This window comes from Paenibacillus hubeiensis (assembly GCF_032334105.1).
In the GTDB taxonomy this organism is placed as follows: domain Bacteria; phylum Bacillota; class Bacilli; order Paenibacillales; family Paenibacillaceae; genus Paenibacillus; species Paenibacillus hubeiensis.
Map to the genome: position 1 here is coordinate 1 of NZ_JAVYAE020000029.1, position 18,436 is coordinate 18,436.

Here is an 18,436-nt window from a genome sequence, read left to right on the forward strand (position 1 = left end):
TTTTTATACAGTCATACGACATGTACCAAAAACCTTCGCATTACTCACTCGTTGTTCAGTTTTCAAAGATCAAACTTTGTTTTCGTTACTAAGTTATTGTCCTTAGCAACTCTTATATCTTATCACATCCGAACCAACTTTGCAAGCACTTTTTTTAAGTTTCTTTTTCGAAGCTTATTTGCTTTGCTTGCCGCACCGTGTGTTTCTCGGTGTTTTCTTGGCCGGAATTAGAATATACCATGTACATAAACATTATGCAAGTACTTTTTTCAAAAAAAGTTCCCCTCCATATTTCCGATCACTGAAACGACTCATGCTCACCTTCATTGAAATGATCCGGTTTGGCCGGACATCCGCTTCTTCGAAGGAAACATCATATCCGGCCTTGTCTCCGATCGCTTTCCTTACCCATGCGCAATCTCTACAATACTCGCCTGCCTAATATAGAAGCAATCAATTCAACACCCAGTCTTGCAGTTTGCCTGTTGATGTCATAAAACGGGTTTACCTCGACTAACTCCATAGAAGTTACCCGATTCGTTGCGGCCAGCAGTTCCAGCGCAAAATGAGCCTCGCGACCACTCAATCCTCCCGGTACGGGAGTACCCACGCCAGGCGCCTCACGGGGATCCAGGCAGTCCATGTCAAAACTGACATGAATGCCGTCCGTGCCGTTTCCGGCCGCGGACAACGCCTGTTCAACGACATGCTGAATGCCCATTCGATCGATATCTCGTAAGGTGAAGCTTAGGATTCCAAGCTCCCCGATCTTTTCTTTTTCATACTCGTCCAGATCTCTTAAACCTACATATACAAGGTTTGTATGATCAATGAACGGACCCGCTCCAGGGATATGGGATATATTAAAAGACGAATGGCCCAATGCCGCGGCCAAACCCATGCCGTGCATGTTTCCTGATAGACTTGCCTTCTCCGTATTTATGTCCGCATGGGCATCAAACCATATGACCCCCAGCTTCGCATATTTTGCGGTCAATCCGGCGATCGTGCCGATTGCAACGCTGTGATCTCCGCCAAGGACAAGCGGGAAGGAACCTCTGGTCACGGCGCCGGAAACTGCGGCGCACACATTTCTGCTCATCTGCTCCACCTCAGCCAGATACTTTGTACCATTCTGGCCAGGCTTTGCGGAACTCTCCATCAGACAATCCACTCGTATCTCTTCAGAAACCACATAACCCAACCACTCCAATTCCCGCTTCAATCCGGCGGCGATCAATTCGCCGGGCCCGAACTCCGCTCCCCTTTGCGCGCCACCAAGACCGAAGGGCACCTTAACGACGGCAATCTGCCGGACAGCCGATCGTACCGATGTTCCCGGCTTTTCGAGTTCCTGACATCGTTCAACATGCTCTTCCCCCATGGAAGCTGCCTCCTTGTTCTTCATTATTGGAAGTAATAAGCGGCGTTCTCTTCCCATCCCCAATCTATGCGTTAACAAAAGCCCGTTCAATCCGCTCCACAGCCCAATCGATTTCCGACTCCCTGATCGTCAGCGGCGGGGCGAACCGAATCGTCGTTTCATGCGTTTCTTTGCACAATAAACCGGAACGCATCAATTTTTCACAGAACGGACGCGCAGGAGCATGCAGCTCCATTCCAATGAATAGACCTCTTCCGCGTATTTCGCGAATCCATCGATTCCGGACACTCTGGAGCCGCTTCATAAAATAGTTCCCCAAGCGCTCTGATCGCTCTGCCAACCTCTCGTTTTCATATACTTGCAGGGCGGCAACGGCCACCGCGCAAGCAAGCGGGTTGCCGCCAAACGTCGACCCATGCGAACCCGGCTCGAACAGATCCAAAATTTCGGACTCGCCGGCTACGGCGGAGATAGGCATAACGCCTCCCCCCAGCGCTTTGCCCATAATCCATAGATCCGGCTCCACCCCCTCCCAATCCGACGCAAACCTCCGGCCTGTTCTGCCGAATCCGGTCTGGATTTCGTCGGCCATCAGCAGAACGTTCTGCGCCTGACACAATGCCATCGCCTGCGATAAATACCCGTCAGGCGGTATAACAATCCCCGCTTCTCCTTGAATGGGCTCTACGAGAAATGCTGCCGTATATGGCGTAATGGCCTGCCTGAGCGCTTCGATGTCACCGTAAGGAACAATGCGAAACCCTGGAGTAAACGGACCAAAGTCCTTTTTATATAAAGATGAAGAAGAAAAAGAAGTTACCGTCAGGGTCCGCCCGTGAAAATTGCCTGAGCAAACGATAATTTCAGCTTGATCTTCCGGTACGCCTTTGACGCGGTAAGCCCATCTGCGTGCAGCCTTAATCGCCGTTTCAACCGCTTCGGCACCGGTATTCATCGCCAAAATTTTTGATTTGCCCGTGAACTCCGACAGCTTTCGGTAAAATGTCGCAGCCGCACTGCTGTGGAATGCTCGTGATGTCAGCGTGACCCGCTCGGCTTGCTCTTTCAGCGCCTGCACGATTGTCGGGTGTCGGTGGCCATGATTCATGGCCGAGTATGCGCTCAACATATCCATGTACCGACGCCCTTCCGGATCCCCCACCCACACCCCCTCCGCCTTGTCGATGACGATCGGGAGCGGGTTATAGTTAGGCGCAGCGTGCTTCTCAGACCAATGAATAAACACTTCTGATGTTGACATATGTCCCATCACCAACTTTTGTTGATTTGTATACAAAATACAATATCAATGTATGCTGTGCCTCGCCGGATTACGACTCCTTCGCCTTTTTTATGCCATAGCCTACTGATTCCATAATCCTCAGCCTGAGTAGAGCTCCCTTGACCGCTCTGCCCGCTTGCCCAACTCCAGTCCCGGTGTTAATATGATTTAAACTTCAGCCACTCGAACGGACACTGCACCGGGCTCTGTGCCCATGCGCATATCACAATATCACGGTTCATGGAAGGGGATTCGATATGAACGTACCCAAATACCGGTCCTTGAAAGACCATGTCTACGAATATATCGCCGAAAAAATACAGAACGGCGCATTGCTCCCTAATCAGAAAATCAATGAAGCGGAGATCTGCAAGAAACTCGACATCAGCCGAACTCCGACAAGGGAGGCATTGTTCCAACTCGCATCGGATAACCTTCTGCAATACATCCCGCGCAGAGGATTCATCGTCACGCCCTTCGATGCCGCCAAAAAGCTTGAATTCTCCCAAGCCATCGGAGCATTGGAGGCACTTGCCGGAACTCTGGCGGCAGACCAGTTAACCCATGCCGATTTGCTTGAAATGGAGGCCTTGATCGCAAGAATGGACGAAGATATCGCCAAGCTCAATCTTCCGGCCTACAATAAAGATCAGTACCAGTTCCACCATTTGTACATTCAGCGCTGCGGCAACGCTACCGTGATCGAAATGCTGAACATGCTGAAAAACGGATTTATCAGGCAGTCTTATGCAAGCGAGGACAAGAACAGACTCTTCAGCATACTCCGCGAAGTCAATGAAGAGCATCGCCACATTTTGGACGCATTCAAAGACAAGGATAAACCTTTATTGGAATCCTTGCTGAAGCATCACTGGCGTATCATCGATAACGACATGTTGTAATCCAGCGCATAACTAAACCATATAAAAAAGCATTCCAGCCGCTGAAGCTCCTCGTCGGTTAGTTACAACAGGACAGAGCGCAATACGGTTGGAATGCCTTTTATCTTTTATACCAAGAATGTTCTTATTGAAAACTTCATTGTTTTGCATTCATGTAATCGTCCACTACTGGCGCACTCGCAGCAAATACGGCATAACCCAGGCGCCTGCCATACTTCGCAAGCAGCCGGTCATTGAGGCGACTCATTCTCTTCATCTGCACGTCTTCATACAGATCCGGGTCCATCTCCCGCAGGGGATCATGGTCGATTCTCCACCTTCCAATTGAGGAAGAACGTTCAAGCACCTTCACCGTATCGAACCCGGCTTCCTTAAAGTACTCCTTCCATCTGGTCACCGTAGCGAGCGTTCTTAACCCGAAAAACCGCTTCAGTTCCTCCGACATTTTATCGGATCTGCTTCCGGACAAAGTCATCTCCCGATCAATCAGCAGACCGTCCGGCCTCAGTACCCTCCTATACTCGGACAGGGCGCGGCGGCGCCGCATAAAAATCGTGACCGACTCCACAAATACGATATCGAAACTGTCATCCGGAAAAGGCAATGCTTCGCCATCAGCTTGAACAAAACGGATATGACGCCGCTCTCGCCTCGCACGCCTTACCGCTTTCTCCAGCATCCCTCGATGCCGGTCCACGGCCGTAACCCGATATCCCGCCCGATCAAGCAAACACGCCGTCCGTCCTGTTCCACACCCAACTTCAAGCACACTTCCATGCGCAGGCAGCGACAACGAACGAAGCAGTTGGACCGTTGCCGCAAATCCCCCAGGATGAGCACTCCCCTCTCCAAGCTTTGCCAGCATATCATGATAGTCCATAACTTCATCCCCCTCCTCTCCAGTGTATGGACCAACGCCAAAAACGGCACATCCCCATACGTTTTACGGGTACACACCCATACCAATCCCGCCGGCTTTTACTATGATATACAAACCGTTGATTTCAGGCGGCAATTCGCAACGCGAAGGAGGATATGCATGCACAGAATTCATCCGATCTGCGAAGAGACGGTGTCACCGCACATTGGACGTCCGGTTTGTCTCATTATGAAAGACGGAAAGCACATGTATGGCGCACTGGGCGGCTTTCGGGATGGAAAGGTTTACCTGAACAACTGCTTCGAAGGTCCGCGTTTGTCTTCCGTTAAACCCGGACAACAACTTCGCAAAAGCGGCAAAAAACGTACGGCTGGGAAAAAAGTGAATTCCTCGGCCTACGGACCATATGGTTTTGGACCTTATAGTTCCGGATCTTATGGATCTTACGGATCTTATGGACCTGGATATGGGGCCGGTTATGACCTGGCACTCGTAGCCACATTGCTGCTGATCCCGTTCTTATTCATCTGACCTCGGCCTTCCCCGCTCGCCATTCCAGCCTGAAAATATCAAAAAAGCATGGTCTCCATCGTTAGGGATGGGCCCATGCTTTTTCTTTGAATCGTCGTTGGTCACGCCAGCAATAAAAAAAACACCTCGCTAGAGGTGAGAAAACGATGCTATATCCGATTTCACTTGGACATCGTTGTCTTTGCAGGGTTCGTCGAATTCTCAAGCAATGGCAGCATTCTCGTTGTGCTAACCATCTCAGAAGTACATATCGGACAAGTTGGTACGCTGTCAAACGCAAAATTGTCCCGCATCCATCCTTTGCACGTATCGCTCGTACATTCCCAGATTGCCGCATCCGCTTGCGGAATCTCTTCAATCGGTTTTTTGCGATTATACATGACTTCTACCCCCTTTTGATATTGGAAACACATCCTGCAGACGTTATTTCACAGTAGCAAAAAAAGAAAAGCTGCCTTTAATCATTATAACATGTTAAGGGCAGCTATGCTTGAATTACAGTTTTACAACTTCTTCTGCTTGAGGACCGCGGTTTCCTTGTACAATTTTAAATTGCACTTGTTGACCTTCGTCCAGCGTTTTGAAGCCTTCGCCTTGGATTGCGCTGAAGTGTACGAATACATCTTCTCCGCCTTCAACTTCGATGAAACCGAAGCCTTTCTCAGCGTTGAACCATTTAACTGTTCCGTTTTGCATGTGAATTACACCTCCAAATCAAAAATTAACATGTTCCTTTGTTCTTTGCACAAGCAAATAAAAATTCACACATTATAAAAGGTACCAGTCATAACTTCCAAGTGATCGCCCTTTACAATATGTGAATTAGGTTTGACACTTTTTATCAACTTTCTTGTATTATACCTCTACTTCTGCCAAAAAGCAATTCCTGTATTTTGTTTTCAAACAGCTATGGAAATACATGTTATTCGTCTAACCCGGAAAAGGTCACCGGCGCGCTTACCACGCTTCGTCTTATGAAAGGATATGCAGATCGAAACCAATTTATACATTTATTTCTGATCGAATTTTGAACTGCATATCCAAAGGATAATTTTACTTCATCATTGCAGGGCCCTGTTTGGGTTGACTGACGCTCGAAGAATCGGCCCGAAGGCGGAGCACCAACCAGATCGCGTGAGCGGCCAACACAACAAGAACAAAAATATCGTAAGGAAGCGAGCCTTCCCCTTGATGGTCATCCCCCAGAAATTGAATCAGGTTATGAACAAAATGGAAAAAAATAAGCGGCCAAATATTCCCGTTCAGACTCATAAGCAGGGCAAGAACCACTCCGACCAACAATGCATATACCAGTTGCAGCAGGGTATCGCCCAGACTCTGGCCCGACATGGCGTTCATGATATGCGTAACGGAGAACAGAACGCTGGAAACAACTGTAGCCGTGACTACGCTTTTGCGCAACAAGATCGTAAAAATCAATCCCCGATAAATCGTTTCTTCAACGAAAGCGACCAACAAGGTAAAGAAAATAAAAAAGACCGATTTGGAAAGGGTCAATTCTCCGAACCCCTTCAAAAGCAGCGTGCCCAGTAGAAGGAGCAGCGGGATATAATACATCCACTGCCGGGCCGAAATCGTTCGCAACGAGCGAAATCCGATCAAACCCCATCTGCGCCGGAACGTCAAATAGATTATCAGCACGACCGCGATCGGCGTGAAAGACATCCATACAGGCGCGGTATAGTCCATTTCCCGAATGGTAGCGACGGCCCCGGCGGCAAAAACAGCCAGCAGCAGAAGCAATTCGATAATGACCACAGCGAGTATGGGCCTGCGCCCGGAAAAAGATTCACTGTCTTGGGACTGGGAAACCAACATAAAAACTCTTCCCCATTTCGTTTTCTTTTTTCGTTGTCATGCGAATTGATAACCAACAATAGTTGTATCACATATTCCACAATATGTATATTGTAGATTGGATTAAACTGCAAAAGTAACAAAATAGAGACTTTCTTGGGACGTGATTACCCTAAAATCAGGTAAGATTCATTGCCCTTCAAGCCATTTCACATAAAATAATGATACGGATGCAGGGTTGACGCCGTTTCCAAACGTCTTCTTAGGCAGAAGACACATCAGGATTCATGGTTCATTCAGAAAAACAATCAGGGGGTAATTCATGAAAGCACTCTTTAAGCGCTGGTGGCACTTGCTTGCGATCCTTTGCGTTCCGCTCCAGGGCTCCATCTACGTCCTGCTGGGCAGGAATACAGGCAGCGATGTCTTTTACAATTATGCGTTGATCGATACTAAAATTCCGTTTATCAAAGAATTCATATATCCGTACGTAAGCTGGATGCCGATCCTGTATCTAGGCTTTTTGTATCTGGGATTAACCAACAAATCCCTGTTTTGGCGAGCGTTGTTCACGTATAACGTTGGCGTGATTGCCGCAAACATCTGTTTCGCGGTCTTTCCTACGCACGTTCCCCGTCCGGTTGTGGAGGGCAGCGACCTCAGCAGTTTGCTGGTACAGTTCATTTACAGCAATGACGCTCCATACAACTGTTTTCCGAGCGTTCACGTGTTGACCAGCTATCTGCTGTTCATCATCGTTCAACGGCATCTTACGTTCAAACCGCTGGCCAAAATCTCCTGGTCGGTGTGGCTATGGCTCATCATTGCATCGACCGTATTCGTGAAGCAGCACTCTCTGCTGGACGTAGCCGGAGGCATCGCGTTCGCGGAAGCGGCCTATTGGGCGGTCCATGCTTTTGCCGGCCGCAAAGAGCGTGCACAAAAACCAGCCAAGCAACCGCTTGGTGCGTCGGGGACAAAGAGTACGAGCGGCAATGCGTAATAGACATTCGTGATTTGCGAGGGCGACGAGCCCTCTTTTTTTATGCAATCATCTCTTATATCGTTGGCGGGCGTTCCTGCAACAGGTCTGATGGGGATGTTCCCGTAAGGCGTTTGAATATGCGGTAAAAATAAGAGAGGTCCCGGTAGCCGAGAAACTCGGAAATTTCCTGCACGGAGAGCTGGGACTCCGTCAACATGTACATGGCCCGTTTCATCCGCTGATCATGCACGTACTGGCTGATCGTTTGATTCGTCATGCTTTTGAATAATGCCGCCGCATAATTGGGCGTCCGGCCGATCGCATCCCCAAGCTCCTCTTTGGTCACCTTTTCGCGATAATGCCGTTCGATGTATCGTTTCATCCGCTCCGCATGCACATGTTTCTCGGGCGGGATCATGCCCCGGTCCACTTCCCGATTCACGTAAATTAACACTTCCGTCAATAAGGCTTGGCTCATCATGACATAATAAGATGGCCGTTCCTGCCACTGCTGGAGAATCGTTTTCATGCGTTCCAGGATAAGTTCGTAGCAGCCCGGTTTATGCCGCAGCGTTTCCGGTTGTTCCAACATCGGCAATTCACCGGAAGCAGGACATTGCAAATGGACGACAATCTGGGTGTGGGTAACGGTCGGGATGCTTTTGCCGTAGTAAGATACGCTCTCCGGGATCAGCAGCAGTTCTCCCTTTTCCATGATCTGTTTCTCGCCGTTCACCCAATATACACATTTTCCATAGGTGACCAAGCTGAGCCGCCAAGTCCCCCTTGATGGCACGCCCTTTTCGTACCAGCCGACACTGTTGATGTGCCGCACTTCTAGTGGGGTAATCATAAAACACCTCGCCATTGGACTATACTCCAATCATTGTACTATAGTTCATATTCGGATTCGACAGAAAACGCTACAATGACCCTATAAGCAAAGGATATGAGGAGGAAATAACATGTTGAAAACAAAAATTATTTGTACCATGGGACCTGCTTGTGACTCCATTGAAACGTTGAAGGTAATGATTCAGGAAGGCATGACAGTGGCCCGTCTGAACATGGCGCATGGCGAGCTTGAGGATCATGTTGCACGGATCAACAACATTCGCGCGGCTGCTTCCGCGCTGAACAAATATGTGCCGATCATGATGGATATCAAGGGACCTGAAGTGCGTATCGGCAAATTGAAAGAGGCTTCCTGCCATCTGCAGGCTGGCAAAAAACTGACGCTGACCACGGAAGAAATTCTGGGCGATGCCGAACGGATCTCGGTAAACTATCCTGAGTTGAATCTCGTGGTGAAGCCAGGCGACCGCATTCTGATCGACGATGGTCTGGTGGATCTGACGGTCACTTCTGTCGAAGGCACCGAAATTCATTGCGATATCGTTAGCGGCGGCATTCTGAAACCTCGCAAAGGCGTAAACTTGCCAGGGATCAAAACGACCCTTCCGGGCGTAACCGAACGCGACGTCATGCATATCGGATTCGGGATCGAAAACGATATCGAAATCATTGCGGCTTCCTTTGTGCGTAAGGGCGACGATATTCGCGAAATCCGCAGCATTCTCAAAGAACGTGGGGCCGAGCATGTTCAGATTATTTCCAAAATCGAAAACCAGGAAGGCATGACCAACCTCGACGACATTATCGAAGCATCGGACGGCATCATGGTTGCGCGCGGCGATCTTGGGGTCGAAGTGCCGATCGAAGACGTGCCGATGATGCAAAAAGAAATGATCGACAAATGTAACCGTGCCGGCAAACCGGTCATCGTGGCCACGCACATGCTGGAATCGATGCAGGTCAACCCGCGTCCTACCCGTTCCGAGGTGAGTGACGTAGCCAATGCCGTGCTGCAAGGTGCAGATGTAGTCATGCTGTCCGGCGAGTCCGCTGCGGGTAAATATCCGATCCCATCGGTCCGTACGATGGCTGCCGTTGCGCGCCGCGCCGAAACGATGATCGACTATAAGGAACAATTCAATCAGAAATCGGCCCAACAGGTGGCTAACATCACTGAAGTCATCAGCCAAGGTGCCGTTAGCTCTTCGCTCGTGCTGAATGCCAAAGCGATCATTACTTCCACCGAGAGCGGATTTACGGCGCGCATGATCTCCAAATATCGTCCAAAAGCGCCGATCATCGCGGTCACGCAGCATGAGAAAGTGCTCGCAAAAATCTGCCTGCTCTCCGGCGTTATTCCGGTGCTGGGCGACAAAGTGACCACGACGGACGAAATGTTCGAATCGTCCACGCGCAACGCTATCAAAACGGGTTACATTGAAAAAGGCGACATCATCGTGCTGTCTGCGGGCGTTCCGATCGGTCAATCCGGCAATACGAACCTGATCAAGGTCCTGCAAGTATAATCCCACATACAAGCAAGTGAATAGCAGCGCGCAAAAGCAACCCGGCCTCACGGGTTGCTTTTGTTCGATTACGGGTCAGCCGGGTTATGCCGGTGGGCCTTTTTTATTTGCAGCTGGAAGCAGAAACTCATCGTCATTTCGCCATAGTCATCGAAGGCCGCTTTCGACATACTGGGATAAGTTGGGTTTACGGATAATTATTGAAACATGCAGGGGTGAAACCAGTAAGGATAAACCGATGAACGAAACAACCAACATTATGGGGATTCCCTTCCCCAACGTAAATATGGAACAAACGTTATCCTTATTAGGCGATGTTATTCAAGGAAATGATGCCGCGCTGTTTCACGTTATTACAGGCAACCCGGAAATCGTCATGTCCTGTCAGCACAACGACCGCCTACGCTCCATTGTGGATCAGGCAGGGCTCGTTACAGCTGATGGAGCGGGCATTATCATGGTTTCGAGGCTGCGTGGAGGTAAGTTGACCGAACGGGTCACCGGCTGCGATCTGCTGTTTCGCCTGTTGGAGGAGGGCGATCGCCAACGTTGGTCTTTCTACCTTCTCGGCGCGGAAGAGCAAGTAAACGCAAGATCGGCCAGTATCATCGAAAAAAACTATCCGGGCGTCTCGATATGCGGACGTCATCACGGTTTTTTTACGGAGGAAGATGAGCTGCGTATTGTGGAAGAGATTGGGGCGGCCAAGCCTGACTTTCTGATCGTTGTCCTAGGCGCGCCTTACGCCGAGGAATGGATACACCGGCATCGGGATCGGTTGCAGGCCCGCGTGGCCATCGGCGTCGGAGGAAGCCTCGATATCGTGGCAGGCAAAACAAAACGTGCCCCGGCGCTATGGCAGAAACTCCATCTTGAGTGGCTGTATCGCCTCATGCGCCAGCCTTCCAGATGGCGAAGACAACTCATTTTGCCGCGCTTCGCCGTTCAGGCATTGCTTTTCAAAGAAACCAAACGACAACGATCCTGATGTATTCGGGGTCGTTGTTTTTGTTTGATTGGGTATTCGACCAATTATAAATTTACACAATTTAATTGTCCAAAACTTTTTCGCTTCCGATTTAGAGTGCCAGACCTTATAATGAAGCAGAAGCCAATAAATTACATTGAGAGAAAGTATGGTGGTTCGTTTGATCAGCATGATTTTCGTGGCTCTTGTAGCCATTGAGCACATTTACATTTTAGTGATGGAAATGTTTATGTGGACTAGTCCGCGTACAATGAAAACGTTCGGAACCACGCCGGAATTCGCCAAATCCACGAAAGCACTCGCAGGGAATCAGGGGCTATACAACGGGTTTCTCGCCGCAGGACTGATCTGGGGACTCGTTCATCCGAATGCGGCTTTCGGACACCAGATCCAGATCTTTTTCCTGGCATGTGTCGTCATCGCCGCTCTATATGGGGGTGCAACAGCTTCCCGCTCTATTATTATCAAGCAGGGTCTGCCTGCAATCATTGCCCTGTTATTGGTTCTCTTCCTCCCGTAAAGGGAAAATGGCCGACCGGTCATTACAAGCGTGCCTTGGATATGGTATGTTAGGGTCATGGCATGGACATGCCGATCATTGTGATGAATTCGGGAAGGAGAACGTCTCATGGGACTGTTTGACAAACTTAGACGACGCAAAAAGGAAACCCCGCCGACCTCTGGAGCGACAGAGCAAGCGCCCTACAATGAAACGATCGTCGGTTTCGTTTTGCTCGAGCGCCTGGACTGCGATTTCGATGCTTTCATACACACGATGAAACGCGAATGGAACATTGAAATTGCGGAGCGCCCGGAGGAGGGAAATCTTTTTTTCGAAGTGGATGATATGCAGGTCGTATGTGCCCACATCGAAGCACCGATTCCAGACCGTGAAGTGGAGGAGAACGCCAAACTGAATGTGCTCTGGCGCGAAGCGGAACAGGTAACCTCACGACATCAATCGCAAATCATCGTATCGGTGCTCAATGCAGATGATCCGATCCGCGGACATGTGTTGTTTACGAAAACAGCTTGTGCGCTGCTGCAGTTGGATCACGCCCTGGCCATCTACACGGCACCAATGGTTGCGGAAGCGAATAAATACGTAGAGACAAGCCGCTCACTGAAAGACGGCGAGCTGCCAGTGTCGCTCTGGATTTTTATCGGGCTGTATCAGGGACCTGAAGGCTCATCTGCCTATACCGCAGGACTCCGCAACTTCGGTAAGAAAGAAATGGAAATCGTTCATTCCCAGCAACATATAAGTGACGTGTTCGAGATGATGTTCATGACCATGACCTATGTCGTCGAAAACAACGTCACCTTGCACGAAGGAGAGACCCTCGGGTTCTCGGCCGAGCAAAAGCTGCCGATCACCCTTACCGAAGGAGTTGCCGTCGAAGGCAGCAGCTTGAAAATTGGATTTTAAATGCACAATTCCATATAATAACAAAAGGGAAAACGACGACTTAGCCGCGGTTTCCCTTTGTTATGTAAACTTGTCCTCTCTTCAATCCTTGAAATACTGTTCCATCCGGGACCAGTTCATCGGCTCATCCACTTTATAACTCGTCAGTGCATCCCTTGTTGCGGAAGCATCGAATATTTCGATGTGCTGCTTGTCGTAAAACGTGATGTTGAATCCGGACGATTCCCTGCCCTCCTTGTTGATCAATAGTCTCCATTCGTAGTAATAAGGTGATGCTTCTTCGCTGAGGCTCGGGCGATCGGCCCGCTTGAATCCGTGATCTTTATAATCGTTCAGCAGCTTCCTGATCTCCTCAGCGTCTTCAATAACACGTTCCTCGTCAGCTTCGTTCCCTGTTTTGGATATTTGCCGGATTTCCAATCGTTTAAACCGATCCAGCATCCCAAAATGCTCCAGCACTTCAGCCCGAAACGTCGTTTGACGTTGCTGATTGATGTATATCGGTATCATAATTGCAACTATTGCCATCAAAATGACAGCAATAATGATGCCTCTTTTTCTCCTCAGCAAAATCCCCTCACTCCATTTGCATATTTTAAGAATGATTCATGTAACTGAAGTAAATGTTCATATTTCCCAGTATACCATTAAATCTTATATCACTCGTTCAACAAGTTCGAACGAATCGACGTAAGTTATGAGGCACTGCGCCGAAAATAAAACAAAAAATGCACCTCCAACTGTTAGAGTGTGTCTAACAATCGGGGTGCATTTCACGCCTTGCTTGAGCGTGATCGCGGCTTGTTTTTTGATTGGATTGCACTGCCCGAGCGATTATGAGCGGGCCTTGGCCGTCGATTCCCGAACAACCAGCTCCGGCTTCAGGATCATGTTCCGCGCGGGTTGCCTTTCCTCTTTGAGCTCATCGATCAGCAAATCCACGGCATGGCGCCCAAGTTCCTCGATCGGCTGGGCGATCGTGGTGAGCGGCGGGCTGGTCACCGAGGCAAGGATCGTGTTGTCAAAACCAACGACAGACAGTTCCTCCGGTACCCGCAGCTTCAGTTCTTTGGCGGCTTGAAGCGCTCCGATGGCCTGCATGTCGTTGCAGCAGAAGAGCGCCGTCGGCCGAGGGGATGCGCCGAGCAGCTGCAGCGCGGCCGCTTTGGCTGCGCCGGGCTCGGTTGCAGACTCCAGCACTCGCTCTGCTGCCAGCTCATGCCCTGCTTGCTCCAATGCTTCACGGAAGCCGCGCACCCGCTCACGGCTGCTGCTCACCCCCGCTTGCTCCGCCAGAACCGCCATTCGTTCATGCCCAAGCTCCAGCAGATGACGTGCCGCCAGGGCCCCGCCCAACCGGTCATCGATTGCGACGGTGTGCACCTCCAGTGTCGGCAGGTGCCGGGCAATCAAGGCCACGGGAATGGACTGCTGCAGGAGCGGCGCCAAAATTTCGGCATTGCTGATCCCTGTTCCGATCATCATGCCGTCGACTCTTTTTTGCTGTAACAGGTTCAAATAGCGCTCTACCCGCTCGTCCTTGTTGTCCGTACTGCAAATAACGACGCTGTAGCCCAATTTGCGGCTTCGATCCTCCACCGCCCTGGCAAGTTCCGCAAAATACGGATTGGATATATCGGGTACGAGCAGCCCAAAGGTGTACGTCTGTTTGCCCGTCAGGGCCGCGGCGATGGCGCTGGGCTGATAGTTCAGGCGCTCCATGATTTCCATGATCTCGGCACGCCGCTTTTCGCTGATTTTGCCTTTGCCGTTAATGACTTGGGAGACGGTTGCAATAGATACCCCGGCCTCCCGCGCAATATCGTAAATGGTTGCTTTCATCGAGATTCCCCATTTGGTTTCGTTTACATCCCATTATGCAGGCGGATGCCCCCATAAGCAACATGAGTCGGCATGGACTGCCATGATCCGCCCTCAGCTCAGGCACAAGCTGTATCCTAACCGGCATAACGGCCACGAAGACGGGTGTGAATTATTTAGGCTGCATCAGCCAATCGTGATCCGGATCGTTGCGGAACTTCCAAATTCGTGTCGGGCCGGCCATCACGTTGAGATAATACACGTCATACCCTGGAGGAGCGCCTACCGGATGATATCCGCGAGGAACCAGCACGACTTCTCCGTTGTTCACGGCTAACGTCTCATTCAAGGAACGATCATCGGTATACACGCGTTGAATGGCAAACCCTTGCTCGGGCTCCACGCGGAAGTAATACGTTTCCTCCAGCAACGATTCTTCCGGCAATGCATCCTGATCGTGTTTGTGCGGCGGGTAGCTGGACCAGTGGCCGTTTGGCGTAAATACTTCCACCACCAACAAGCTGTCGGCTTCCTTCTGCTCTGGTAAAATGTTATGGATTTGGCGTTCCAGGTTTCCGTAACCGCGTCCCTCCACGCCGACATCCTCGGGCGCAATCAGCCGTGCCGGATAACTGCCTTTTCCCGGGGCCGCGCAGATGGCCAGCTCCAACGCTGTTCGTGCCGTAATTTTTACCCGATCCAAATTTGGGACGTACACGGAGTACGGGGGAATTTTTTCGAAAACGCTCATGCGTTTCCCCACATGCTCCCAGGTCTGTTCTCTGGTGGAGACATCCCCCACCCCGCTGAGAAAGACGATGCATAACTCCTGATCGCCGCTCTCCCGCGTCAGCGTCTGTCCCTTCGCCAGTTTCGCCACTTGGAAACCGACATACTCCCATCCGGCAGTCTCCGGGGTTACCGTCAGGATCGTTCCGTCTTCGTCAGGCGTGCTCTTCGGTTTGATGATGTATTCCGACATTTGTGGATAACACTCCTTTCCATGAACTTGGAAGCATTCAATATACCCATGATTGCCGATCCTTTATTTGCAGCGTATCCGTGATCCGGCTTTTCGTTCCAATGATTGACGTTCTTCACAAAGAAACCGTCTTCGATTCGACGGGAGCCCCCGGCACTTCGCTAAGCTTGACCGGTCTTCCCTGCTGCATCGACATGCGGGCCGCCAGCGCAATGCGCTCTGCCTGCACGGCGTCATGACCGTCAACCAGCACCGGCACATCGTTTAGAATCGCGTCGATAAACAGAGCCGTTTCCTGCACGTAAGCTTCGTTATACCGCTCCAGGAAAAAATGCAGCGGCTTGTCGCGCATCAGACCTGCCGCCGTGCTGATCTCGGCTGTGTTCGGATGATCATTGGCCGCGGCGACGCTGCCGAGCGATCCGAACACTTCAACGCGCTGGTCATAACCGTATGCCGCCTGGCGGCTGTTATCGATGACCCCAATCGCGCCGTTGCTGAACGTCAGGGTAACAATCGCCGTATCCACGTCGCCGTGTTCGGCAAAGACCGGATGAATCAGCACATTGCCCTGCGAATATACTTCTTCCACTTCGCTGCCCGTCAAATAACGGGCCATGTCGAAATCGTGGATCATCATATCCATGAAAATGCCGCCCGATACCCGAATGTATTCCGCCGGAGGCGGGCTGGGATCCCGGGACGTGATCTTGACGATGTGCGGGTCCCCGATGGCACCCGATTGCACATGCTCCCGTACCCTTCTGAAATTATGGTCGAACCTGCGATTGAACCCGATCTGCAGCTTCACGCCCGATTGCCGGACCGCCTCCACAACAGAACGAGTCTGCGCCAGATCCATGCTGACCGGCTTCTCGCAGAAAATATGTTTGCCTGCGCGCGCCGCTTGTTCCATGAGCGGCACATGGGTGTCAGTGGACGAGCAGATCAGCACCGCGTCCACGTCGGACATGGCCAGCAGCTTGCCGCTGTCCGTCGTGACAACCGGGATGCCGCGTCCTGCGGCCCAGCTCTCCAGTTCGGGCCCTGCATATAGATCGCTGATGCCGACGATTTCGGCATGCGGGTTGCGGAGCAGATTGTCGGCATGGATTTTGCCGATCCTGCCTGCTCCGATAATTCCGATTCTCACCTTGTCCTTCGTCATTCGTTTATCCTCCCCGTATGCGACTGGACATACTGCAACCATTCAAGGAGCGGAGCTTCTTATGACGCGAATCATCATTCCACCACGGATCGTAGAGAGGATGCTTCGCAAAAACGCCGTTCCATGCACGCATGCAAGTATGCACTTGCGCTTTAATGCGTTTGGCTTGCCGCCGATTACCAGCGGGCCGTCACCATTTTTTTGCGTGTATAGAACTCGACGCCGTCGGTGCCATTGGCATGCAGATCGCCGTAGAAGGATTTTTTCCAGCCCGAGAACGGGAAAAACGCCATCGGGGCAGGTACGCCCAGATTAATGCCTAGCATGCCCGCATCGATCGTTTCCCGGAACTGCCGCATGCTCGAACCGCTCTGCGTGAACAGGCATGCCCCGTTGGCAAACTCGGAGCGGTTCGCCAGCTCGATCGCTTCCTCCAGCGTAGCTACTCTCGCAATCGAAAGCACGGGCGCAAAAATCTCGTCCCGCCAAATTTTCATCGTGCTGTCCACGTCATCGAAGATGGTCGGCCCGACGAAATACCCCGATGCTCCGGCCGCTTCATCCTTCCGGCCGTCACGGATGAGCTTCGCCCCTTCTTGCTGTCCGGACTCGATATAGCCCAGCGTGCGCTCTTTGTGCGGACCGCGGATAACCGGGCCGAGGAATACGCCGTCATGCATGCCGTTCCCGATCGTGATCCGGTCGGCGGCATCCGCCAGTTTCTGCACGAGCGCGTCCGCCACGTCGCCGACGGCAACGACGACGGAACAGGCCATGCAGCGCTCACCTGCGGAGCCGAAAGCGGCGCTCGTGATTTCCTTCACCGTCAGGTCCAGATCGGCATCCGGCATGACGATGGAGTGGTTTTTGGCACCGGCGAGCGCCTGCACCCGTTTGCCGTGCGCGGAGGCAGTCGTGTACACGTATTCGGCCACGGGCTGTGAGCCGACAAACGAGATCGCTTGAACATCCGGGTGTTCAAGCAGCCCGTTCACGACGTCGTGCGCGCCGTGAACGACGTTCAGCACGCCGTCCGGAAGCCCCGCTTCCTGAAACAGCTCCGCCAGGCGGCATGCCAGCAGCGGCGTACGCTCGGACGGCTTCAGGACAAAGGTGTTCCCGCACGCGATCGCCAGCGGGAACATCCAGCACGGTACCATCATCGGGAAGTTGAAGGGGGTGATTCCCCCTACAACGCCGATAGGGTACCGGTACATGCCCGATTCGAGCCCTGTGGCGATATCGGGCAGCTGTTTGCCCATCATGAGATTCGGAGCGCCTGCCGCGAATTCGACGCATTCGATGCCGCGCTGCACTTCACCGTAAGCTTCGTTGTAGCTTTTGCCGTTCTCCAGCGTAACCAGCCGCGCCAGCTCCTCCCAATGCTCCACCAGCAGCTGCTGGTAGCGGAACAGAATGCGCGCGCGCCGCGGAACCGGCGTTTTGCTCCACGAGGCAAACGCCTCCTTCGCACGCTTCACGGCAAGATCCACGTCCGCTTGCTCGGACAACGGAACGAGGGCGATGACCTCTTCCGTCGCCGGATTCACCACCGGCTCGGTGCGGTCGCTTGCCGGACTAGTCCAGGCACCCCCGATCCAGTTTTGCACGATTTTAACGCCCGTCTGCGTTGAAGTTTCATTTCCCATATCCTGTTCCCCTTTCAACGGTGTTCTAGTCGGTATACTCGTCTCTGCTGCACAGCAACCCTGGCTCTGGCGTCGGTAGCGGCTGTCTGATGTCTACCTCTTACGAACCTGACGCACGCTATTCGGCGAGATTTCGACCATCTGGAATTCTAACGAACATGATGCAGCTAGAATAAAAAGTGGACACATCGTTAAGGAACAGAAATAATAGACCTAACGAAAGAAGAGGTGTCTAC

At 51.6% G+C, this 18,436-nt stretch carries 19 protein-coding genes; 7 read left to right on the forward strand and 12 right to left on the reverse strand.

Annotated elements, in window-relative coordinates; translation table 11 throughout:
- Positions 1-421: 421 nt before the first annotated feature.
- Positions 422-1,384 carry an arginase gene (gene rocF, locus RSX24_RS31685; RefSeq protein WP_343262828.1) on the reverse strand — a complete coding sequence of 321 codons (963 nt, stop codon included), beginning with the start codon at positions 1,382-1,384 and terminating at the stop codon, positions 422-424.
- 64 nt (positions 1,385-1,448) lie between these two features.
- Positions 1,449-2,645 carry an ornithine--oxo-acid transaminase gene (gene rocD, locus RSX24_RS31690; protein WP_343262829.1) on the reverse strand — a complete coding sequence of 399 codons (1,197 nt, stop codon included), beginning with the start codon at positions 2,643-2,645 and terminating at the stop codon, positions 1,449-1,451.
- A gap of 278 nt (positions 2,646-2,923) precedes the next feature.
- Between rocD and RSX24_RS31695 the strand changes: the two genes are divergently transcribed.
- Positions 2,924-3,568 (forward strand): GntR family transcriptional regulator, encoded by a 645-nt coding sequence (locus RSX24_RS31695; protein ID WP_236420270.1) that lies wholly within the window; start codon positions 2,924-2,926, stop codon positions 3,566-3,568.
- Between the two features lie 136 nt (positions 3,569-3,704).
- Here RSX24_RS31695 and RSX24_RS31700 read toward each other — a convergent pair whose 3' ends face one another.
- On the reverse strand, positions 3,705-4,448 hold the full coding sequence (locus RSX24_RS31700; protein ID WP_236420271.1) for a class I SAM-dependent methyltransferase: 744 nt from the start codon (positions 4,446-4,448) through the stop codon (positions 3,705-3,707).
- 159 nt (positions 4,449-4,607) lie between these two features.
- On the opposite strand from RSX24_RS31700, the gene RSX24_RS31705 reads away from it, so the two are divergent.
- Positions 4,608-4,979 carry a hypothetical protein gene (locus RSX24_RS31705; protein WP_343262830.1) on the forward strand — a complete coding sequence of 124 codons (372 nt, stop codon included), beginning with the start codon at positions 4,608-4,610 and terminating at the stop codon, positions 4,977-4,979.
- A 161-nt stretch (positions 4,980-5,140) separates the two neighbouring features.
- On the opposite strand, the gene RSX24_RS31710 is transcribed toward RSX24_RS31705, so the two are convergent.
- From RSX24_RS31710 to RSX24_RS31720, 3 genes are all read right to left on the reverse strand, one after another.
- The gene (locus RSX24_RS31710; protein WP_236420273.1) at positions 5,141-5,359 is read right to left on the reverse strand and encodes a cold-shock protein; all 219 of its coding nucleotides are present in this window, start codon (positions 5,357-5,359) and stop codon (positions 5,141-5,143) included.
- 115 nt (positions 5,360-5,474) lie between these two features.
- Complete coding sequence (locus RSX24_RS31715) at positions 5,475-5,675, reverse strand: cold-shock protein (RefSeq protein ID WP_236420274.1); 201 nt, start codon at positions 5,673-5,675, stop codon at positions 5,475-5,477.
- A gap of 357 nt (positions 5,676-6,032) precedes the next feature.
- Positions 6,033-6,818 carry a CPBP family glutamic-type intramembrane protease gene (locus RSX24_RS31720; protein ID WP_343262831.1) on the reverse strand — a complete coding sequence of 262 codons (786 nt, stop codon included), beginning with the start codon at positions 6,816-6,818 and terminating at the stop codon, positions 6,033-6,035.
- A 301-nt stretch (positions 6,819-7,119) separates the two neighbouring features.
- Between RSX24_RS31720 and RSX24_RS31725 the strand changes: the two genes are divergently transcribed.
- Positions 7,120-7,800: a phosphatase PAP2 family protein gene (locus tag RSX24_RS31725; protein WP_343262832.1), complete on the forward strand. Its 681-nt coding sequence runs from the start codon at positions 7,120-7,122 to the stop codon at positions 7,798-7,800.
- Positions 7,801-7,855: 55 nt separating this feature from the next.
- Here RSX24_RS31725 and RSX24_RS31730 read toward each other — a convergent pair whose 3' ends face one another.
- Entirely contained in the window at positions 7,856-8,635 is a 780-nt protein-coding gene (locus RSX24_RS31730; protein WP_343262833.1) for a helix-turn-helix transcriptional regulator, read from the reverse strand.
- A 112-nt stretch (positions 8,636-8,747) separates the two neighbouring features.
- Between RSX24_RS31730 and pyk the strand changes: the two genes are divergently transcribed.
- The 4 genes from pyk (at position 8,748) to RSX24_RS31750 (ending at position 12,580) form a co-directional block, all read left to right on the forward strand.
- Positions 8,748-10,163, forward strand: coding sequence for a pyruvate kinase (gene pyk / locus RSX24_RS31735; RefSeq protein WP_236420278.1), 1,416 nt, complete (start codon positions 8,748-8,750; stop codon positions 10,161-10,163).
- Between the two features lie 238 nt (positions 10,164-10,401).
- Positions 10,402-11,151 carry a WecB/TagA/CpsF family glycosyltransferase gene (locus tag RSX24_RS31740; RefSeq protein WP_343262834.1) on the forward strand — a complete coding sequence of 250 codons (750 nt, stop codon included), beginning with the start codon at positions 10,402-10,404 and terminating at the stop codon, positions 11,149-11,151.
- Between the two features lie 148 nt (positions 11,152-11,299).
- Positions 11,300-11,671: a DUF1304 domain-containing protein gene (locus RSX24_RS31745; protein ID WP_343262839.1), complete on the forward strand. Its 372-nt coding sequence runs from the start codon at positions 11,300-11,302 to the stop codon at positions 11,669-11,671.
- 108 nt (positions 11,672-11,779) lie between these two features.
- A complete protein-coding gene (locus RSX24_RS31750; RefSeq protein ID WP_343262835.1) occupies positions 11,780-12,580 on the forward strand; it encodes a DUF4261 domain-containing protein in 801 nt (266 codons plus the stop codon).
- 81 nt (positions 12,581-12,661) lie between these two features.
- On the opposite strand, the gene RSX24_RS31755 is transcribed toward RSX24_RS31750, so the two are convergent.
- The 5 genes from RSX24_RS31755 to RSX24_RS31775 all read right to left on the reverse strand — a co-directional run bounded on the left by RSX24_RS31755 (position 12,662) and on the right by RSX24_RS31775 (position 18,200).
- A complete protein-coding gene (locus RSX24_RS31755; RefSeq protein WP_343262836.1) occupies positions 12,662-13,021 on the reverse strand; it encodes a hypothetical protein in 360 nt (119 codons plus the stop codon).
- 393 nt (positions 13,022-13,414) lie between these two features.
- The gene (locus RSX24_RS31760; RefSeq protein ID WP_343262837.1) at positions 13,415-14,422 is read right to left on the reverse strand and encodes a LacI family DNA-binding transcriptional regulator; all 1,008 of its coding nucleotides are present in this window, start codon (positions 14,420-14,422) and stop codon (positions 13,415-13,417) included.
- A 151-nt stretch (positions 14,423-14,573) separates the two neighbouring features.
- The gene (iolB, locus tag RSX24_RS31765; protein WP_236420283.1) at positions 14,574-15,383 is read right to left on the reverse strand and encodes a 5-deoxy-glucuronate isomerase; all 810 of its coding nucleotides are present in this window, start codon (positions 15,381-15,383) and stop codon (positions 14,574-14,576) included.
- 115 nt (positions 15,384-15,498) lie between these two features.
- The gene (iolG, locus tag RSX24_RS31770; RefSeq protein ID WP_343262838.1) at positions 15,499-16,551 is read right to left on the reverse strand and encodes an inositol 2-dehydrogenase; all 1,053 of its coding nucleotides are present in this window, start codon (positions 16,549-16,551) and stop codon (positions 15,499-15,501) included.
- A gap of 176 nt (positions 16,552-16,727) precedes the next feature.
- Positions 16,728-18,200, reverse strand: a complete 1,473-nt coding sequence (locus tag RSX24_RS31775) for a CoA-acylating methylmalonate-semialdehyde dehydrogenase (protein WP_339278301.1) — start codon at positions 18,198-18,200, stop codon at positions 16,728-16,730.
- Positions 18,201-18,436: the final 236 nt, after the last annotated feature.